Raw genomic sequence first — 17,348 nt, 5'->3', positions numbered from 1 at the left:
GAATGCAGCATTTATAAGGGCGTTTTGCTTTTGTGCCTTGAACGGAGGGAGGCATTGCTCTGGCTGCGTTTCTTCAGATCCGAACCCATCGCCGTCCGCCGATCACAGTAGCGGCCACCAGCGTGATTGCGGCGGCCAAGTGCATCGATAAATCGATCAACTCCCCCGCTACTGGATGACAGAATCCCAGGAGAATCTGTGACGTTGCTGCGATGCCAAGTCCCGCGATCGCCAGGCTGCTGGTCGGACGGAGCGAACGGGTGCGCCGCAGAGCGGCGATCGCGATCACGACCATCGGGGCACCAGCAATCATCATGAAGGTATAACAGTATTGGCCATCCCCAAATCGTCCCACCGGGTCTGGCGACATCGTCGCATCGATCAGTCCAATCAGTAACCAGACAACAGAACATACGATCACCCATCGCCGATGCGCCATGCGGTATCCAGCAATGCTGAGGGAAAATGCGGTCGTGATGGCAAGCGCGCCAAGGCAAAACGACGCGAGTATCCACAACCCCGCCCACAGTGCACCCGGACTGGACCAGTCCGCCGTTCCCCGATGCATAGTCAGAGACGTCAGGAAACCACAGGGCAGCGCAACCAGCATCCATCCAGCCGCCCGCAGCCAAGGCGTCGCCGGTCTTTTCACCGGGTGCGCTTCGCGACAAAGCTGTTCAATCAAGGTATCGTGGTTATTCATAGTCGGTATTCTTATCTCGGCGAAGCGTAGTAAAAGCGCGATGGAGCATGGACTTCACCGCCGATAACGTCATGCTGCTGGCCAACGCGGCTTCCACTAGGCTCATTTCGCATAAATGTACAAGTTCAACCATCTGTCGTTGACGGTCGGGGAGGCGGCTGAGCAAGCCATCCAGTTGCTGATGGGCCGCTAGTTTGTCATGCCCATCCACGATGGATGGGTCCCGATGCTCGAATACGGCTTCCTCATCAATCACCTCCCAGCTTTGGCGACGACCGCGCGACCGCAGCGCATCAATGGCGCGCGCCGAGACAATGGCACATAGCCAAGGCAAAAACGGGCGGATTGGATCATAGGTGTTCCGGACCCGGTGGACGGCCAGCAAAACGTCTTGCACTACGTCTTCAACAAGCGCGTCATCCTGATGGATTTTCCGCCGTACCAGCCCGCGAATGACTGGCACGATCGCCTTCAGCAAACGGGCATAGGCGATCTGATCACCGTCCTGAGCGCGCACCATCAACTGTGGCCATGCGGCTCTTGAGGCATCGTTCTCAGTTGGCGACGTATCTGTCAAACCTTGTTCCCAGTGATGTTTATCCAGCCACAGATGGCTTTCGCCGGGTGCCATTATATAGTTTATGACCGTTTTTTCGATGCCTTCTCCAAAGCGGACATCACGATGTCCGGGCTAAGTAGTTGAGGCAGGAGCACGGGCTCGCCACCGTCCGCCGGATAGACCACGTACACTGGAAGTCCTCCGCGGCCGAACGCATTGATGGCCTGGTCGATATCCGGATTATATTTGGTGGAATCAGCGATCATGTAGACCGTTTCCGTTTGGGCCATCGCGTCCTTAACCGCTTTTGTGGACAACGCCGCCTTGTCATTGACCTGACAAGTGATGCACCACGAGGCCGTAAAATTAACGAAGACAGCTTTTCCATGCCCGCGCTGGGCGGCAATGGCCTGGGGTGTCCAAGCGGTTGGATTAGCCGACGCGGCTGGTCCAACAGCGACAGCATTCACCTGACTGCGGCTATCGCTGGTCGTGGGCAGATTTGCCACAGGAACTGCCAGGACGATCAAAAGAACCATGGCAAAAACCAGCAGCGGTCGGTGACGCTGTCTGGAAAGCTGGCGTTGTTGTGCTAAGCCGTAGAGCCAGGCCACAAGCCCCAGCAGGACTGACGACGCCAGCAGCGTCCCCAGCGCGGCGGAACCGGCCTGCTGGTCCAATACCCAGGCAAGCCAGGCGGCTGCGGCCAGCATCGGAAACGCCAGCACTTGTTTGAGCACGGCCATCCACGCGCCGGGCCTCGGTAACAGTCGTGCGAATGCGGGCACCAAGGCAATGATGGTGAACGGCGCACCGAAGCCGAGCGCTAGGGCCAGGAAGATAGCCATACCCTCGGCGGGCGGGCGCAGCAGTGCCGCGCCGACAGCTCCGGCCATGAATGGCGCAGTGCAAGGCGTCGCCACGATAATCGCCAGAGCGCCGGTCAGCGCGGCGCCGAGCGGCCCCGTACGCGGACCCGCGATGCCGCCGATGCGCTGCGCTACCAGCCCGATCTCGAACACGCCCATCAGATTGAGCGCCAAGGCGAGCATGATGAGCGTCAGCGCGGCGATCAATACCGGAGACTGCAACTGGAAGCCCCAGCCGACGGCAGCGCCTCCCGTGCGGGCCGCCAATAGCGCGGCGCCAAGCAGGAGCATGGTGACCACTACGCCGGCAAGAAATGCGAGCCCTTCCATGCGCGCCGCGCGCCGGTCCTGAATATGGCGGATGAGGCCAAACGCTTTCAGCGAAATCACCGGGAATACGCAGGGCATGAAGTTGAGGATCAGCCCACCCAAAAATGCGGCAGCAAGCGTCGTCAGCATCACTGGCTCCATGTCTGGCTCAACAACATCGGGAGCGCTGTCATTTGTTCGTCTCGTGCCATGCTTTGACCGCGCTCATGGCTTTTTGGATATGCAATTCCGGGTTAGGGTCGGTGTAGCTGAGCAGAATCTTGCCATCCGGCGCGATGACGAACGAGGTGCGCTCAGAGAGCGCTTTTCCGTCTTTGGTGTGGAATTGGGTCTGATACTCTGCGGCGATCTTTGCTCCTGGATCCGCCGCCACCGCAAACTTGTCACGGCATTCGAGTTTCGAGAACTCTGCGACCCGGTCCGCATTGCCCGCAGTGACACCAATCACTGTGGCGTTCATCTTCTGGAATTCGTCCGTCGCTTCAGCGAATTCATGTGCCTCCACCGTGCAGCCCTGGGTGAACGCGGCAGGAAAGAAATACAGCACGACCGGACCTTTGTGCAAGGCTTTCGCCAGCGAAAACGTCATCGGTTTACCTGCAAGCGCTGCATCCAAGCGGAAATCGGGGGCCTTCGCGCCTTCGGGCAAGGCCGCCAAAGCATAGGAGGCGGACGCCGCCAGGACGGTTAATGTTGCTGCTTTTGCCAGATATATCGCGAGCCGGGTCATGAGGAACTCCATTTGAAAGGGGGGATTGACGATCTAATGATCGCTATATCTGGCAGTTCGCTGTTCGTGGCAAAAAAGTTTCGGTCAAAAGAAAAAATTGTGTGGGCACTTCCCGGTGGCCGGATTGGGACTCCAAGTCGCCACCAACGCTTGGGGCGCTGGCTTTGCGGCGCGCCGGACTAAGCGGTCAATCATCGGCTGATTCCCTAAGTTAAATTCATCCGATTGAACGGCTCGAAAACCCTCCAGAAGATGTGATCGTTTGCCCAATCTGTTGATTTGCAGCGAAATCTGACCCACTGAGGGGGCAGACAAAAACTTGGACTGGCTTATGCATTGATGCCGAGGCTCTTTCGAGACTCCCGCAAAAAACCGCTACCGATCTTAAATTTAATTGATGATTCCCGCTACATGTCGTGACATTAAATCAAAACCGCTCATATTTAATACCTACAGCCCAAAAAAAACAATCTCAACTCCTGTGGCAGAAATCTCACTTTCCATGGCAGCAGTCTCACCTTCTGTCGCACTTTGCGACTTCGCATAGAACGGTCAATGGATAGACTTTTCAGGATATGTTTTCTACCACTTTTAGCCTATTCAAAAATTGAGTGCTCACATTTAATATGAGCGCTATGAACCTACGGTAAGTCATCTGGCAGCGCCATAGATTCGCCTTACATTTCTTTATTTTTCTACGATCTGAGCTAAGTCAAAGATTTTTCAATCGAAATTTAGCAAAATTGTGAGGTCACTGAATGCATTTGGAGCGCCACAAACATCCTGCGTTCGACAGAGCCTGCAAGCAAATTCCCTTGCAAGAGGCGTTGATCAAAACCAGCGGATCCGTCCTCAGCGACAAGAACGGAGTTGCGGGAGCAGATACTCTTGAATTGAATATGAACCTCTTGGCAAGCATCGCACATGACGTGCGCGGGCCGCTCACGATAATTTGTGCTTTGGTAAAAACTTTGAGCGACTCGTCACCCATACTTTCGCCCGTGCAGGCAGATATTCTGACGCGGCTCCAAACGGAAGCGCTGCGAACAAACACACTACTTAATAGCCTGCTTGATTTATTGCGTATTACCCACACGGACTACCCCTTAAAACAAGAATGGCAGTCGATGGAAGAGGTGATCGGCAGTGCTTTGCGGATCTGCGCAAAATACTTAGATAGACATCGGGTGACTGTTGCCATCGCAGATGGTTACCCGCTTCTGCGGTTTGATGCCATCTTGATCGAAAGAGTGCTAATCAATCTGTTAGAAAATGCAGCGAAATACACTCCATCTGGTTCACACATCTCTCTCGTAGCTACCTTTGACGTCAAGGAGGCTCGTGTAGTAGTGCAAGACGACGGTCCAGGTTTACCTGATGGTTTGATGGGCCAGCATTTTAAAGCCTTTCAGCGAGGCACCTCAACATCTGGCATTTCCGGCACCGGCCTGGGACTAGCAATATGTCAATCCATATTGACAATGTCTGGTGGGCGTTTCTTTGCTTGTAGTAGCTTACTCGGCGGGGCCGGTCTGACCCTAGCTCTGCCAGTGAAAAGTCGTGAGTAGGAGCGCTAAAATGCAATGCGTACCTTTGTGTTTTAGAAAATGAAAAATCGCTCGGTTGAGCGATTTTTTATTTTATTGAGACAGCTAAGTGTGCTTCAGTTCCATTTGGGAGGGCGTTTTTCAAAGAAGGCCGTCATCGCTTCCTTGGCATCTGCGGAACGTACTCGCAAAGCGAACTCTTCATTTTCTAGCTTTACAGCTGTTTCTAATTGTTCACGCGTGGAGCGCTTCATTAGCTTCTTGCACGCCTGCAAAGCGCGGGTTGGTTTTTCAGCGAGCTTCTGTGCCATCTCGGTCGCTGTCACGAGCAGTTCCTGATCCGGCACAACCTTACTAACCAATCCTAATGCCTCTGCATGAGAGGCATCGAATGGCTGACCCAGCATAATCAACTCAGCAGCGCGGATATATCCAAAGCGTTCTGGAAGAGAAAAAGTTGCACCAAACTCTGGTATTAGACCCAAATTAATGAAGGGTAGCTGGAACTTAGCACTTTGCCCAGCGTAGACGAAGTCACAATGTGTCAACATAGTTGTTCCGCCGCCTATTGCGGCACCATGTACTGCGGCGACCAACGGTTTATCAAAGTTAATCAATGCCATGATTAATTTTGACTGCGGACTTTCGTGTGGCCCTGGAGGATTTTTCATAAAATCCTCCAAATCGTTCCCTGCACAAAATGAGTCACCGGCACCATGCCACAGCACGACACGTACCTGATCATCCTTTGCTGCATTGTCGAGTAAATCGGCCAATGTCACGTACATGGCGGAAGTCATCGCATTTTTCTTGGTTGGACGATTGAATTGAATATGTAAGATGCTGCCAGAACGTTCAGTCTTGATGTCACTCATTTTATATCCCCTTTACCCTTGCCGACAATATTCGGCTTCCGCTTAAAAATGGAAATCAAAGATGTCCGGTGGCGTTCTCTCGATTGCCATCTGTTTGCCCAACGTCGGGGATTTTAAAATCATTCAGAATCCCAATTATCGGTTGGCTGCAATTGTCTTAGAGGCCCTATTTTCTATCGGGAATCGTTTCGGGTGAATACCCCAAATGGCAGAGGCAATACGCAGGAATGCTAGTGCCGCGATCATCGCGACATGCTGGACCACCGTGTCCTACAACAGCGCTCGTTGAAACCCGCTTTTTCCCTTACAAACGACGCGCCGTTACATGACTCCAGAAATACGGACGCCACTATCTGAGTTTTCTGGGCAGGCGGTTATTTCGTGTAAAGCAAGATAGTTTGCCGAAGGTGCAGATGTCGATTGACTCATCATTTTTGTGTGCGTTAAGGTTACAAGTGCCGCGACAAATGGTCGATAAAACTTTCGGGGTTCAGAAAACCGATGATGCGGCTTTGTGGTATCTCTGCACCTGATGCATTGAATAAAATTATCCCGGGTGGACCGAACAGGTTAAATTTTTTCATGAGCGCCTTATCCTCGGCGCTGTTTGCGGTAACGTCTACCTGCAGCAGCCGTAACCCCTTCAATTTGTCACTGACTTTCGTTTCGGAAAAAGTATAGCGTTCCATCTCCTTGCAGGACACGCACCAGTCGGCATAGAAGTCCAGCATTACCGGCGTGCCAGCTGTCGCCAGAGTCTGCTCTAGCTCGGCCACGCTGCGTATGCGAGTAAACCTGACTTCAACGCGGCCGGTCGCCGAATTGCCCGGACCGGCTGGATCTGCGACGGCAACCCGCAGGTGCGTCAGCGGCTGCAATATGTCGCTGCCGGAACTGGCTGCACCGATCAGTTCAAACAGGCCACAGACCAGGAACACCAGTCCCAGGGTCTTGCCTAAATAGGTGCGTAGCCCGGTGTTCGCCGGCAACGGCTCAAACACATGCAGGAACACCGCGCACAGAATCGCAAAGCTGCCCCAGATTGCCATCATCACGCCGACCGGGAATACCGGCGACACCATCCAGATCGCCACCGCGATCAGCAGCAGCCCGAATACCTTTTTCACGTGGTTCATCCAGGCGCCGGCGCGCGGCAAAAGGCTGCCGGCCGATATCCCGGTTAGCAGCAAGGGTACGCTCATGCCGACTGCCATAGAGAATAGGGCCCAGCCACCGGTCCATACATTGCGCGTCTGGCTAATGTACAGCAAAGCGCCGGCCAAAGGCCCGGCGACGCAGGGACCGACTATCAGCGCCGACAATGCCCCCATCACAAACACTCCGATGAAGCGGCCGCCACGTAATCCTCCGCTGGTGGTGCTCAGGCGGCTTTGCAGCGCGCTGGGCATCTGCAACTGGTATACGTCGAACATGGACAAAGCCAGCCCCACCAGCAGGGCGCCGAATGTCAGCAACACCCAGGGTTTTTGCAGAGCACCGGCCAGGCCTTCTCCCGCAAGGCCGGCGGCCACGCCCAGCGACGTGTACACCAATGCCATACCGAGGCAGTAGGCCAACGCAAGCATCAATCCACGCCCGCGCGATACCGTGCCCTCGCCGACAATGATGGAAGACAAGATGGGCACCATAGGCAACACGCAGGGCGTAAAGGACAGCAGTAGGCCGAATAGCAGGAAGGCAAGGCCAATGCGCCAAACGCTGCCGCTTTGCAAGGTGCGCTGTGCCAGCGAGCTGTCGTCTTCTGCCGGCGGCGCTATGGGTGCCGTCGTTGCCGCCGGTGCTGCGAATGCTGCCGGCACGCCGGCCGGCATATCCGACGCCGCGGCCAACGGTCCCGGCTTAGCAGGGTCGACCAAATAGGTCTGCTCTGCCGGCGAGTAGCATAAGCCCGCATCGGCGCATCCCTGATAACCCACTTTCAGCGTGAACGTATGGCCGGCATTGCCGGCATTGCCAGCTTGCGTGATCGGCAGCTTAACCACCAGCCGGTTTTCATAGGTTTCTAGCTCGCGGTTGAAATTGGTGTCGAATTTGCGTATCCCCGCTGGCAGCTTGGGCTCACCCAGCACCACATCCTCCCCTGCAGCCTTGAAGGTCAGCCGCTCGCGATAGAGGTGATAACCTGGAGCGATGGACCAGGATATCATCAAGGTCTTCGCGTCCTTCAACTCGCTCTGCAGCTGGAATGCCTGATCCGGCTCCAGAAAGTCGTCGGCCAACGCAGCGCCGCCAATAAGCACCAACGCGAAAAAAGCGATGAGTGAACCTTTCCATCGATGTATGCACCCGTATTTCATCAAGCTCTCCGCATTCTCTAAATTTTTTAAAATAAACAGGTCCTAGTTTTCAGGCATTTTTTTTCAACAAGTTCCCCTGCTGGTCTATCGCCAGATAGCTCATACCAGAACTGTCCAGGAAAACCAGCGCGTCCTTCTGTTTTAGCATCGCGATGGTCGAGCAACTGCCGGCGGCTATGGCCAGCGGCCCCAGCACGCTGACCGAGCGCCAGTGAGAAACCGGCATGCCGCAGCGCGGATTAAGGATATGGCAGTATCTGCGCCCATCCAATTCGAAAAAACGCTCGTAATCACCGCTGGTCGCCAGTGCGCCGCGGCTGACAGGGATAGTGGCGATAATCCTGTCAGCATGGCGCGGATCCTGAATGCCGATGTCCCATGCCTGTCCGTCCGGCTGCGGTCCGATCACGCGGATGTCGCCGCCCAGGTTGGCATAGCCGAACTGCACGCCCTGCTCCTCCAGCACCGCCGCCGCCCTGTCAGCTGCATACTCCTTGCCGAAGCCACCGAAATCCAGCTCCATCCCGGCCCGCGGCAAACAAATTCTGCGCAGGTCGCGATGCACCTTGGCCCAGCCTATCAAATCAAGCAGCGGAGCAAGCTTCTCCGGTTCAGGCAGCGCTGCGGCGCGAAAATTCCACGCGCGGCGTAGTACTCCGGAGGTGATGTCGAATAGGCCGTGGCTGGCCTTATACATGCAATCCGCATAAGCCAGCAGTGCCGAAGTTTCCTCGTCGCACTCTACAGCTTCCTTGCCGGCCGCGGCATTGATGCGGGAAACGATACTGTCGGGGCGATAGCGGGAGTACTTGTGTTCGATGCGCCGCACCTCATCCACCGCCGCTTGCGCCAGGCGGCCGGCGGCGGTTTCATCCGGAGCGGCCAGCCTGATTTCGCAGCGGCTTGCCATCGCTTCGAACGCAATGCGGAAAACCGGCTCTACCACTGGCGTGTCACTCCCAATTGTATGCTCTGCGCGCGCAGTGGCTCCAGGCCCGGGCTGCCCTGATGGAACAGGCGCCAGCTTCCGCGCTGCTGATAGGACTCCAGCTTGAGGTCCACCGCCCAGTCGCGCGTCAATTGTTTGATCAGCTTGAGACCCAGCGTGACGGCGCCGAATCCCGACAAGCGCTGATCGGCAGACACGTATTGATTGGAGCCAAATACATATCCCGGCGGGAACGGCGCACCCAGCTGCGTGTCATACACCGGGTCGAAGTAAAAACTGGCCGCGCTCTGGGTGTACAGGCGGATTACCGGCGCAACTGTCCATCCTTGCGCCAGCGGCTGCACGTACTCGGCGCTGAAGGTATGCGCCCTGATCTTATAGCTGTCGGTATAATAGCGGTAGCTCAGCCGGCTGGTGCCGTCGCTGCCGGAATAGTGATGGTTCCATTGTGCAAGCAGCGCGGTCTGGTTGCGCACCCGCGGCCGGTTGTCTACTTCCTTGTAAGGGTCGGAGAAATAGCCGTCGCCGAGGCTGCGGGTCACAGTCAATTGGCCGATGTCCTGCGACGTAAAAACCTGGGTCACGCCTAGCAGGAAATTATTGGTTCTCTTTTGTTCGTCAGTCACGATAAAATTCACCGGATTGATGCGGTCGCGGGCGCCGCCTATGCCGACCGACCAGGTAGTGTTCTTGTCTTCACTGGAGAGATTGCCCTGTACCGACAGCGCACGCGACTCGTAATCGTGCTCGGTCGAATAGGCGGCGCCCATAGTCAGGCTGCCGCGCGGGAAATAGCGGGTCACTGAAAAGTCGGCGCCAGTGCGCTGGTCATTCATCCGCGAAGCGCCGGAAACCGCAGTATGGTAGCGCGGCGATGCGCCGGATACGTTATCCGATGTCAAGGTGCCCTCTATCGCCCATTCTCCGGCAACCGGAGTCATAATGGAGATTGCCGGCGAGTGCGAAGTAATCCGGTTCAAGCCCGGCTGGTTGTCCCGGTAATCGAGGTACTTCAGGCTGAGGACGGCATTTTCCGGCGGACTGTCCGCATGGGCCGCTTGTATGCCTGGCAGTACCAGCGCCGCAGTCAGGATCGTTGCGCCGAGCGCCTGCTGGCCGCTCGACGATGGGGTAACCGCTGTTGCAGCAGCGGGAGTTGATTGTTTGCGTATAGTCATGTCAGATCGTTTTCAGGGTATTCAATTGCAACCACAACCGCCGCCGCCGACGCTGGAACCGCCCGACGCTGCTTCCCGGCTGGTATAGATGTGTTCGTTGAAGCGTGCTTCCAGCTTGTCGCCGCCGAAAGTCATCTCGGGCCGCGCGAGCGTGCCTTTTTCCCACGGCTGTACCGTGCTGATCGACGCGCAGCCGGACAAAGCCGTCAGTGCACTGCAGAGCGCGGCGACGCGTGCCAGTTTCTTGATTGCCGTTTTCAATTTTTGACTCCCAGCGAAGCTTTGATTTTTTCTTCCAGTTCCACCTTGTCGGCGTCCTTGAAGCCGCTATGCTCGAACAGCACTTTGCCATCTGGGCCAATCAGCAGGCTGCTGGGCATGCCCCGGACGCCGTAGTTGCGCGGCGTGGCGCCTGCAGGATCGAAGGCAATGACGAAATGGGCCGGCGTGCCAGCGAGGAAAGTGCGCGCATCTTCATTCCTGGCGTCCAGGTTGACGCCGATAACCTGCAAGCCCTGAGCGCCGTATTTGTTCTGCAGCTCGTTCATCCATGGGAAAGACTGGCGGCAGGGGCCGCACCACGAGGCCCAAAAATCCAGATAGATCAGCTTGCCCTGGTATTTTGCCAGTTTCACCTGGCCGTCTATCCCGTTCAAATCGAACGCTGGAGCGGCGCTGCCCTTCTCCAGCGCGTACGCCTGCGGCAAGTAAAGGATTGCGGAAAAAATGGCGAGCGAGGCTAAACGCGCTCTACCGCCCAGGATTTTCTTTGGTTTAAAAATTGAATTCATCGCGACACCTGATTCGATATACAACCGCTTTAAACAAGAGGCGCCGCCGCTTGCTGCAACAGGCCGGCACCACGTATTCCCCTCTTGGCAGCTAGCGGGAGGATTTCCCGTCATGCCTGGACTGGCGACGGCGCCAGACCAGCACGGCCGCAGCCATGAACACCATCAGCACCAGCAGCGGATCATTGCCACTCTTGGCCGCCGAGCAGCCACCGCCGCCCGTGTTTTGCGCCGCGTTGCTAGATGCCGGTTGGCTTGCCTGGCTGGCTGTGCCGGTGAATGAGATGGTCCAGCTGGTCGCTGCAGCGCTGGACTGGATCACTACATTGCCGTTGCTGGTTCCAGCAACAGTCGGCGCATACTGCACCAGCAGGTCGCAGGAGGTCCCAGCCAGCAGCGCAAAGGGGAAAGCCGGGCAGGTGGTGGCATCACTGCCGGCAGAAAATGGCCCGCTAAATGTCGCGCTGACCAGCGAAACCGCAGAGTTGCCGGTGTTGCTCAGGCTAAAGCGCTTGCTCAGTGGAGCGCCACCGATTGCGCTAGTGCCGAAATCGAAGGCCTGCGGTGAAATGCTCAGTGTCGGCGCAGTCGTCACTACCGCAATGCCGTTGCCGGCCAGGTTCAGATTGAATTGTGCGCCGCCATCGGTGACCAGCAGCAGGCTGCCGGACCGGGCGCCCGCCGCCGACGGTTTGAAACTGGTTTCTATGGTGCAGTTTGAGGCAGGGCTGACCGTGGCATTGGCACTGCAGGTGCCGCCTAGGATAAAGTCTCCCGGCTGGCTGCCGCTGACAACCAGCGACGTGATTTTCAGCGCTGTGGTGCCGGAATTGCTCAAGGTCGTGGTATGGGCCGCCGAGCTCTTGCCGACCTGAGTATCGGCAAATGCGATGGTGCCGGAGTCGGACAACTCAGGTTTCGCGGTAGCCTTGGCCGTGACTATGGCGGTAATGCCGACCTGAACCGTAGCAGCACTAGAACTGATCACCAGGTTGGCGGCCACATTGCCTTCAGTAGTCGGCGTCAGCGCCAGCGGTACCGCGCAGTGCGCACCGACTGCCAGCGTCGTACCGCAGCTATTGCCGGCCCCAATCGCGACAGCGGCCGAACCGGTCACGGCGATCGATGTAAAGTTCACTGCGACATTGCCAGAGTTGGTCAGCGTCACGGTCTGGTTGGCGGGAGTCGAACCTATGCTCTGGGTGCCGAAGGCAACCGCAGTCGGATTGGCAAGGATAGCAGGTGCCGGCGTTGACCCCGAACCGCTTAAGCTGATGCTCGCAGCACCGTTGGATGCGTTGGAGGCGAGGTTAAGGCTGGCAGTAAAATTACCCGCTACTGTCGGCTTGGCCTGCACGGTGACCGTGCAGCTGCCGCCCGCAGTGACCGGCGTCTGCGTGCTGCAACTGCCGCCCAGCGTGAATACGCCTGTATTGGCTCCGCCCAGCGTTATGCCGGTAAGGTTAAGGGCCGCCTGGCCACTATTGCTGACTGTGATGAACTGCACCGAAGATGAGGTATTGATGAGAACGGCGCCAAAATTGACACTGCTCGCCGATGTGGCGATGCTTGCCTGCGGCACTGCGTTGCCGGTGCCGTTCAGCGCTATGGTGCTGACACCGCCAGTGGCATTATGCGTGATGCTCACTGAGGAAGAACGCGCGGCGGCAACTGTTGGCCGGAAGGCGGCATGGATAGTGCAACTGGAGCTCGCAGCGACGATGCTGCCATTGGCACAAGAGCCGCCTGCGACAAGCAGGAAATCGGCAGCAGCGCCGCCGGCAATGCTAATGGTCCCGACATTGAGCGACGCGGTACCGTTATTCGATAGGGTCGCCTCCAGCGCGCCGCTGGTCTGGCCCACGGTAGTGCCGGCAAAAGTCAGGCTGGGCGGAGAGACCGATGCGGCTGGCGCTGCCGTTACAGAAGGATTGCCAATGAACGCCGCCAGGTCGGCGATTTCCGATGCGGAGAACTTACCATTGAACAGAGAACCCATTCCGCCCAGGTTCTGCGCGAAAGCGCTGCTTATGACGGCTGGGTTATTTGCGGCGGCCAAGATGCCGTTGACATTGTTCGCCGGACTTGGACCATGGCAAGAGGCGCAACTCACGCCTCCAGACACCGGTCCGTTCAGAAACAGGTTTTTGCCGTTCAGGGCGTTGGCGGCATGCGCCAACTGGGTGCTGCAGCTGAATCCGAGTATGGCGTAGATACTTATTGCGCGCAATTGACGCAGTAATCGGAATAGACGCAAATGCGGCCTGGTCATAGCTTCTTCCTCATAGGTGAATAAATTTAAAAACCACAAAAACAAAGTGCAAAGGCATTAAAAAAACTATGGACCAGCGCGCACAGCCGCCAGTCCCTGGTAGCCTGGTAAACGAGTGCGAGCACCAAGCCCGGCACAAATACCATCCCGGCCATGAACAGTCCTGCGGATAAGTGCAGCAAGCTGAATCCGGTCGCAGACAGCAGTACAGGCGCAAGTATTGGCAAAAGCGTGGACAAGATCGCGGGCAAACCAGTAGGTACTGCGGCTGCCTGCACTTCCAGCCGATAGTGCTCGCTGCGTCCTATCGTCCATTCCTGCAGGCCGGCCCGAATTATCCACTCCTCCAGCAGTGGCGCCAGCAGCAACAGGCGAAGCAAGATGCCGGCATCGGGATGTTGCAACTGGCTCCCACACAAGCGAGGTATCGTAATAAACAGGGAAACAAAATCCATGGAGATAGTGCGCGGTTCAATTCCTAAATCCCGGCCGGGATCAGCGGCCATTACCTGTGCTGTCTTCAGGCCCAGTTTCAACATCGAAGCAGGCCAGTTATTTCAGTCGGTAAATACGATGCCAAGCAGAAATGGTTCAAAGGGCTAAAGAAATTTCGTTAAAAAAAATTTTTATTTGACGCATCGGCAGGTGGGGATTTTTTTCTGGGTGTCATGAACCTTTATAGCTGAATCTGGCACTAACCCATTCACAGAGTGAAGGCTGAACTCAAGGCGTCGATGTTCTAAAAGCCACCGAAATGCCGCCACAATATCTATGTTGGATACCTACCCTTGTCAAGCCTTGCGGCAAGCGACTTTAAGCGGCCTCCATCGGAGGGGGTCAAAGTAATCCCGTGAGAAGCAGCACAACCAAAAATGATGCCAATCATTCGTCTTTTTTTTTTGGGATTGATGATGACATCACACCGCGTCATGACTCAGCGCGATGGTGTATTGCAGCTTTGGTGTTCGCCCGCGTGGCATGGCGCCGAAGATGAGTCATTTCGTATTTACGGCTATCCGCTAAACCGCATTGAGGTTGCGGCAACACGACACCTCCAACAAATGGAATGTCCGCAGCCCCAAGATGCGCACCAAAGTCGGTCCACCCTACTGCGAATCTTTGCTATCAACGCTGGATGGGAAACCCGCGCATAGTGCGACTACCCTGGAAAATGCGCGGATTAGACAAGCGTTAGCTTGACGTCGATGTTATTGCGCGTCGCGTTCGAATAAGGGCAGACGACATGCGCCTTGTCGATCAGAGCTTGCGCCTCCGCGCGGCCTATCCCCGGCAGCGAGATTTTGAGTTCGACTTCGATACCGAAGCCCATTGGAATCTGTCCGATCCCGACGATACCGTCGACAGCGACTTCCTTCGGCAAAGTGATCTTCTCGCGCATGCTGACGGTCCTGAGTGCGCCAATGAAGCACGCGCTGTATCCAGCGGCAAAGAGTTGTTCTGGATTTGTACCGTCACCGCCTATGCCTCCGAGTTCCTTCGGTATTGTCAACTTGAGATCAAGGTAGCCCTGTGGATCCGTCGCACGTCCGTCGCGCCCGCCAGTGACGTACGCATGAGCACGGTATAAGACTTTTTCAATGGTCATTCTAAATTCCTTCTCATATCAAGGTGGTAGTGGGGGTGGTTTAATCCACTCGGTCGTCGAGTGGCGAACGCAACTCCCCACGCGTGCGATAAAATTAACTAAGGAAAAGTAACCCAGCCGTCAATTCAGCACTAGCACAACGCTTACTTTTCGCAGGGAAATTTCGCCAGCTTAAAGGAAGTTTTCACGCACCATTTCCAGCACATCGGCCCCGCGCCCGTTGAGTACGGCGCGAACGGAGTACAGGGCCATGCCGATCACGGGCTTTGCTTCAAAAAAGGGCGGCTTGACCAGTTCCAGCGGGTTTACAATGACATTAAGAAGCGCGGGGCCCGGTTGGGACAGCCATTCTTGCACGCTCGTTGGAAGCTCGGAGGCGTTCCGAACCGTTTTCCCCCAAAGGCCGATCGCCGTGGCCACATTGCCGAAATCCGGATTCTTCAAGTGCGTGAAAGTGTCGAGCATGCCCTCCGACTTCTGTTCGATTTCCACGAAGCCCAGCTTGCTGTTGTCGAATACGACGATCTTGATCGGCACGTTTTCCTGGATCGTGGTGAGGAGTTCGCCGAAGAGCATCGAAAGGCCACCGTCTCCGCACATGGCGATCACCTGACGGTCGGGACATGCCTTTTGAAGTCCCAATGCACTCGGGAGGGCAGTCGCCATGGTGCCATGCAGAAGGCTACCGAAGATCTGGCGTTTGGCGTTGGCCTCGATCAGGCGAATTGCCCATACCACCGATGTGCCATCGTCCGCGCAAAAGAGTGCATCGTCGTTGGCATATTGGTTGATCACCGACGTCAGATACGAGCCGGGGATGGTGTCGTTGTGTCCGGGTACGAGATGCTTTCTTGCAGATGCCATGGCCTCGGCGTATCGCTTGACATACTTTTCCTGAAAGGAAGCATCGTCTTTGCGCTCCAGGTGCGGCAGCAATGCCTGCAGTGTAGGTTGAATATCGCCGACGGCACCCAGGGTGACATGATGCCGTCGCCCTATATGCGTCGGGTCGATGTCTATCTGAATAATCTTGGCTTCGTCGGGATAGAACTGACGCCACGCAAAATCAGCACCCAGCAATAACAAGGTGTCGCATTCGAGCAGGGCGTTGTAGCCGGCTTCATTCCCCAGGATGCCCGTCATGCCGATGTTGTAGGGATTGTTCGGCTCAAGAAAGCACTTTCCGCGAGAGGTATGGGCGATCGGGGCCTTGAGCTGATCAGCCACTGCAATGATTTCGTCGAGTGCCCCCTCGCAGCCGGACCCCGCATAAATAGCGATCCGTTCCCCGGCGTTGAGCATCAGTGCAATTTGTTCGATCTCCGCGTCACTCGGCCGGATGATCGGGCGAGTATGATGAACGCGGTAAGGGAAGTCTTCTTTTACTTCGCCGTGGGACATGTCGACCGGGACGATCAGCACTGCGACTCCACGCTTGGCCAACGCGGCCTGGCAAGCCATTACCGTTTTTTTTCTGGCTTGGTCAGGCGTCAGGATCATTTCGCAGAATACCGAGCATCCTTTAAAGATCGACATGAAGTCCACCTCTTGGATGAACTCAAAACCCATCTCACTCATCGCCACCTGACTTGCGATCAGGACTACAGGAGCACGATTACGGTTGGCTTCATACAATCCGTTGATGAAGTGCAAACTGCCCGGGCCGCAGCTACCCGCACACGCCGTCAGGTTATTCGTGTACTGCGCTTCTGTGCCCGCAGCAAAGGCGCCCGCTTCTTCGTGGCGAACGCTGACCCAATCGATAGAGCTGCGCTCCAGGTTTTCCGCGAACAGGTTGAGCGTGTCACCCACGATGCCGTAACAGCGCTTAACGCCAGCCTGTTCGAGAACTTCGACAATTATTTCTGCAACTTTCTTGCCCATATACGTCTCCTAGACGTGAGGTGATGGAGAATCGCATGAACAACGTGGCAACCTATGTCCTGACGTGTTCACCGCGAACGAGGGCATCGACCGGACGTGTCCGTGAAAACGACATAACGCGGTTCCACCGTATGTCGGCCGCACGATGCGTGGACAATCGCATGCCAACAGGCCGGAGGTATGAAGCTCACCAAGCTGAGGTTCGCGTCAGAGTCCTACCTTGCTGTGATGATAAGAACCAGGAGGAAGGAGCGCAATTACATGAAGCTGTAGTTCGTCTTGTTCGAGGAGTAGGTCGACCTGGCGCTGCTGACTTGCCGATGACCCGAAGGACTGGAAAATCCTTGCATCTTGGAAATTGTCGACAGTATGGCTGGGTACCGTGGCAGGATCGGATCGAACTAGGTCTGATGGCGTTCTCGAAAGCTGTGTTCACCATCGGCCGAATCTCGGCTAGCGAATATGTTAAACGCTGGTACGGTAAGTGTTCTATTGAGATATTTTTTATTGGTGAAAGGGGGTACCCTTCGAGCTGGACCAACGCAGCGAGATGAAGTGATACGCTTGTCGAACCTTCACAAGAGAAGTGACACCATGTCAGCTAGAGACAGAGGAATGTGCTGGCTCATAGGCTCTGTTGCACCCATCTGCTGCGTGGCAGCTACTGCAAAGACAGTGCCATTAAGATAGAGATACTGGTGACCCTTCGCATTCGCCAAATTCGTTGGACGAGATCA

General features: G+C 56.1%; 15 protein-coding genes. 1 reads left to right on the top strand and 14 read right to left on the bottom strand.

The features are described 5' to 3' along the window. Window positions 1-73: 73 nt before the first annotated feature. The 4 genes from IEW12_RS27645 to IEW12_RS27630 are packed head-to-tail and all read right to left on the bottom strand — an operon-like array spanning window position 74 to window position 3,191. Entirely contained in the window at window positions 74-703 is a 630-nt protein-coding gene (locus IEW12_RS27645; protein ID WP_188569388.1) for an NrsF family protein, read from the bottom strand. Continuing rightward, window positions 696-1,334 carry a sigma-70 family RNA polymerase sigma factor gene (locus tag IEW12_RS27640; RefSeq protein WP_188569387.1) on the bottom strand — a complete coding sequence of 213 codons (639 nt, stop codon included), beginning with the start codon at window positions 1,332-1,334 and terminating at the stop codon, window positions 696-698. The genes IEW12_RS27645 and IEW12_RS27640 overlap by 8 nt, the downstream gene beginning before the upstream one ends. Before the next feature lie 8 nt (window positions 1,335-1,342). Then, window positions 1,343-2,590 carry a protein-disulfide reductase DsbD family protein gene (locus tag IEW12_RS27635; protein WP_188569386.1) on the bottom strand — a complete coding sequence of 416 codons (1,248 nt, stop codon included), beginning with the start codon at window positions 2,588-2,590 and terminating at the stop codon, window positions 1,343-1,345. A 40-nt stretch (window positions 2,591-2,630) separates the two neighbouring features. Next, window positions 2,631-3,191: a peroxiredoxin gene (locus tag IEW12_RS27630; protein ID WP_229751395.1), complete on the bottom strand. Its 561-nt coding sequence runs from the start codon at window positions 3,189-3,191 to the stop codon at window positions 2,631-2,633. Window positions 3,192-3,949: 758 nt separating this feature from the next. Here IEW12_RS27630 and IEW12_RS27625 point away from each other — a divergent pair. Then, window positions 3,950-4,759: a sensor histidine kinase gene (locus IEW12_RS27625; RefSeq protein WP_188569384.1), complete on the top strand. Its 810-nt coding sequence runs from the start codon at window positions 3,950-3,952 to the stop codon at window positions 4,757-4,759. Window positions 4,760-4,854: 95 nt separating this feature from the next. Here IEW12_RS27625 and IEW12_RS27620 read toward each other — a convergent pair whose 3' ends face one another. The 10 genes from IEW12_RS27620 to IEW12_RS27575 form a co-directional block, all read right to left on the bottom strand. Continuing rightward, a complete protein-coding gene (locus IEW12_RS27620) occupies window positions 4,855-5,613 on the bottom strand; it encodes an enoyl-CoA hydratase (RefSeq protein WP_188569383.1) in 759 nt (252 codons plus the stop codon). Window positions 5,614-6,062: 449 nt separating this feature from the next. Beyond that, a complete protein-coding gene (gene dsbD / locus IEW12_RS27615; RefSeq protein WP_188569382.1) occupies window positions 6,063-7,931 on the bottom strand; it encodes a protein-disulfide reductase DsbD in 1,869 nt (622 codons plus the stop codon). Between the two features lie 49 nt (window positions 7,932-7,980). Continuing rightward, window positions 7,981-8,877: an FAD:protein FMN transferase gene (locus IEW12_RS27610; protein WP_229751394.1), complete on the bottom strand. Its 897-nt coding sequence runs from the start codon at window positions 8,875-8,877 to the stop codon at window positions 7,981-7,983. Then, window positions 8,871-10,058, bottom strand: coding sequence for a DUF3570 domain-containing protein (locus IEW12_RS27605; RefSeq protein WP_188569381.1), 1,188 nt, complete (start codon window positions 10,056-10,058; stop codon window positions 8,871-8,873). Before IEW12_RS27605 ends, IEW12_RS27610 begins: the two co-directional genes overlap by 7 nt. 21 nt (window positions 10,059-10,079) lie before the next feature. Continuing rightward, a complete protein-coding gene (locus tag IEW12_RS27600) occupies window positions 10,080-10,319 on the bottom strand; it encodes a DUF4266 domain-containing protein (RefSeq protein ID WP_188569380.1) in 240 nt (79 codons plus the stop codon). Then, a complete protein-coding gene (locus IEW12_RS27595; RefSeq protein ID WP_188569379.1) occupies window positions 10,316-10,849 on the bottom strand; it encodes a TlpA family protein disulfide reductase in 534 nt (177 codons plus the stop codon). The genes IEW12_RS27600 and IEW12_RS27595 overlap by 4 nt, the downstream gene beginning before the upstream one ends. Before the next feature lie 91 nt (window positions 10,850-10,940). Further along, a complete protein-coding gene (locus IEW12_RS27590; RefSeq protein ID WP_188569378.1) occupies window positions 10,941-13,121 on the bottom strand; it encodes a choice-of-anchor D domain-containing protein in 2,181 nt (726 codons plus the stop codon). A gap of 26 nt (window positions 13,122-13,147) precedes the next feature. Further along, window positions 13,148-13,660 (bottom strand): JDVT-CTERM system glutamic-type intramembrane protease, encoded by a 513-nt coding sequence (locus IEW12_RS27585; RefSeq protein WP_229751393.1) that lies wholly within the window; start codon window positions 13,658-13,660, stop codon window positions 13,148-13,150. A gap of 641 nt (window positions 13,661-14,301) precedes the next feature. Next, window positions 14,302-14,727, bottom strand: a complete 426-nt coding sequence (locus IEW12_RS27580; RefSeq protein WP_188569377.1) for an organic hydroperoxide resistance protein — start codon at window positions 14,725-14,727, stop codon at window positions 14,302-14,304. Window positions 14,728-14,898: 171 nt separating this feature from the next. Next, on the bottom strand, window positions 14,899-16,611 hold the full coding sequence (locus IEW12_RS27575) for a thiamine pyrophosphate-dependent enzyme (RefSeq protein WP_188569376.1): 1,713 nt from the start codon (window positions 16,609-16,611) through the stop codon (window positions 14,899-14,901). Between the last annotated feature and the right edge of the window lie 737 nt (window positions 16,612-17,348).

Origin of the sequence: Parundibacterium terreum, assembly GCF_014636315.1 — a bacterium.
Lineage (GTDB): Bacteria > Pseudomonadota > Gammaproteobacteria > Burkholderiales > Burkholderiaceae_D > Undibacterium > Undibacterium terreum.
The sequence above is the reverse complement of the archived record's forward strand: the minus strand, read 5'-3'. Positions and strand labels throughout refer to the sequence as shown.

Excerpts from the sequence above, each read along its gene's own strand:
- IEW12_RS27645 (WP_188569388.1), bottom strand. The coding sequence starts at position 703 with ATGAATAACCACGATACCTTGATTGAACAGCTTTGTCGCGAAGCGCAC.
- IEW12_RS27640 (WP_188569387.1), bottom strand. The coding sequence starts at position 1,334 with ATGGCACCCGGCGAAAGCCATCTGTGGCTGGATAAACATCACTGGGAA.
- IEW12_RS27635 (WP_188569386.1), bottom strand. The coding sequence starts at position 2,590 with ATGCTGACGACGCTTGCTGCCGCATTTTTGGGTGGGCTGATCCTCAAC.
- IEW12_RS27630 (WP_229751395.1), bottom strand. The coding sequence starts at position 3,191 with ATGACCCGGCTCGCGATATATCTGGCAAAAGCAGCAACATTAACCGTC.
- IEW12_RS27625 (WP_188569384.1), top strand. The coding sequence starts at position 3,950 with ATGCATTTGGAGCGCCACAAACATCCTGCGTTCGACAGAGCCTGCAAG.
- IEW12_RS27620 (WP_188569383.1), bottom strand. The coding sequence starts at position 5,613 with ATGAGTGACATCAAGACTGAACGTTCTGGCAGCATCTTACATATTCAA.
- dsbD (WP_188569382.1), bottom strand. The coding sequence starts at position 7,931 with ATGAAATACGGGTGCATACATCGATGGAAAGGTTCACTCATCGCTTTT.
- IEW12_RS27605 (WP_188569381.1), bottom strand. The coding sequence starts at position 10,058 with ATGACTATACGCAAACAATCAACTCCCGCTGCTGCAACAGCGGTTACC.
- IEW12_RS27595 (WP_188569379.1), bottom strand. The coding sequence starts at position 10,849 with ATGAATTCAATTTTTAAACCAAAGAAAATCCTGGGCGGTAGAGCGCGT.
- IEW12_RS27590 (WP_188569378.1), bottom strand. The coding sequence starts at position 13,121 with ATGACCAGGCCGCATTTGCGTCTATTCCGATTACTGCGTCAATTGCGC.
- IEW12_RS27585 (WP_229751393.1), bottom strand. The coding sequence starts at position 13,660 with ATGTTGAAACTGGGCCTGAAGACAGCACAGGTAATGGCCGCTGATCCC.
- IEW12_RS27580 (WP_188569377.1), bottom strand. The coding sequence starts at position 14,727 with ATGACCATTGAAAAAGTCTTATACCGTGCTCATGCGTACGTCACTGGC.
- IEW12_RS27575 (WP_188569376.1), bottom strand. The coding sequence starts at position 16,611 with ATGGGCAAGAAAGTTGCAGAAATAATTGTCGAAGTTCTCGAACAGGCT.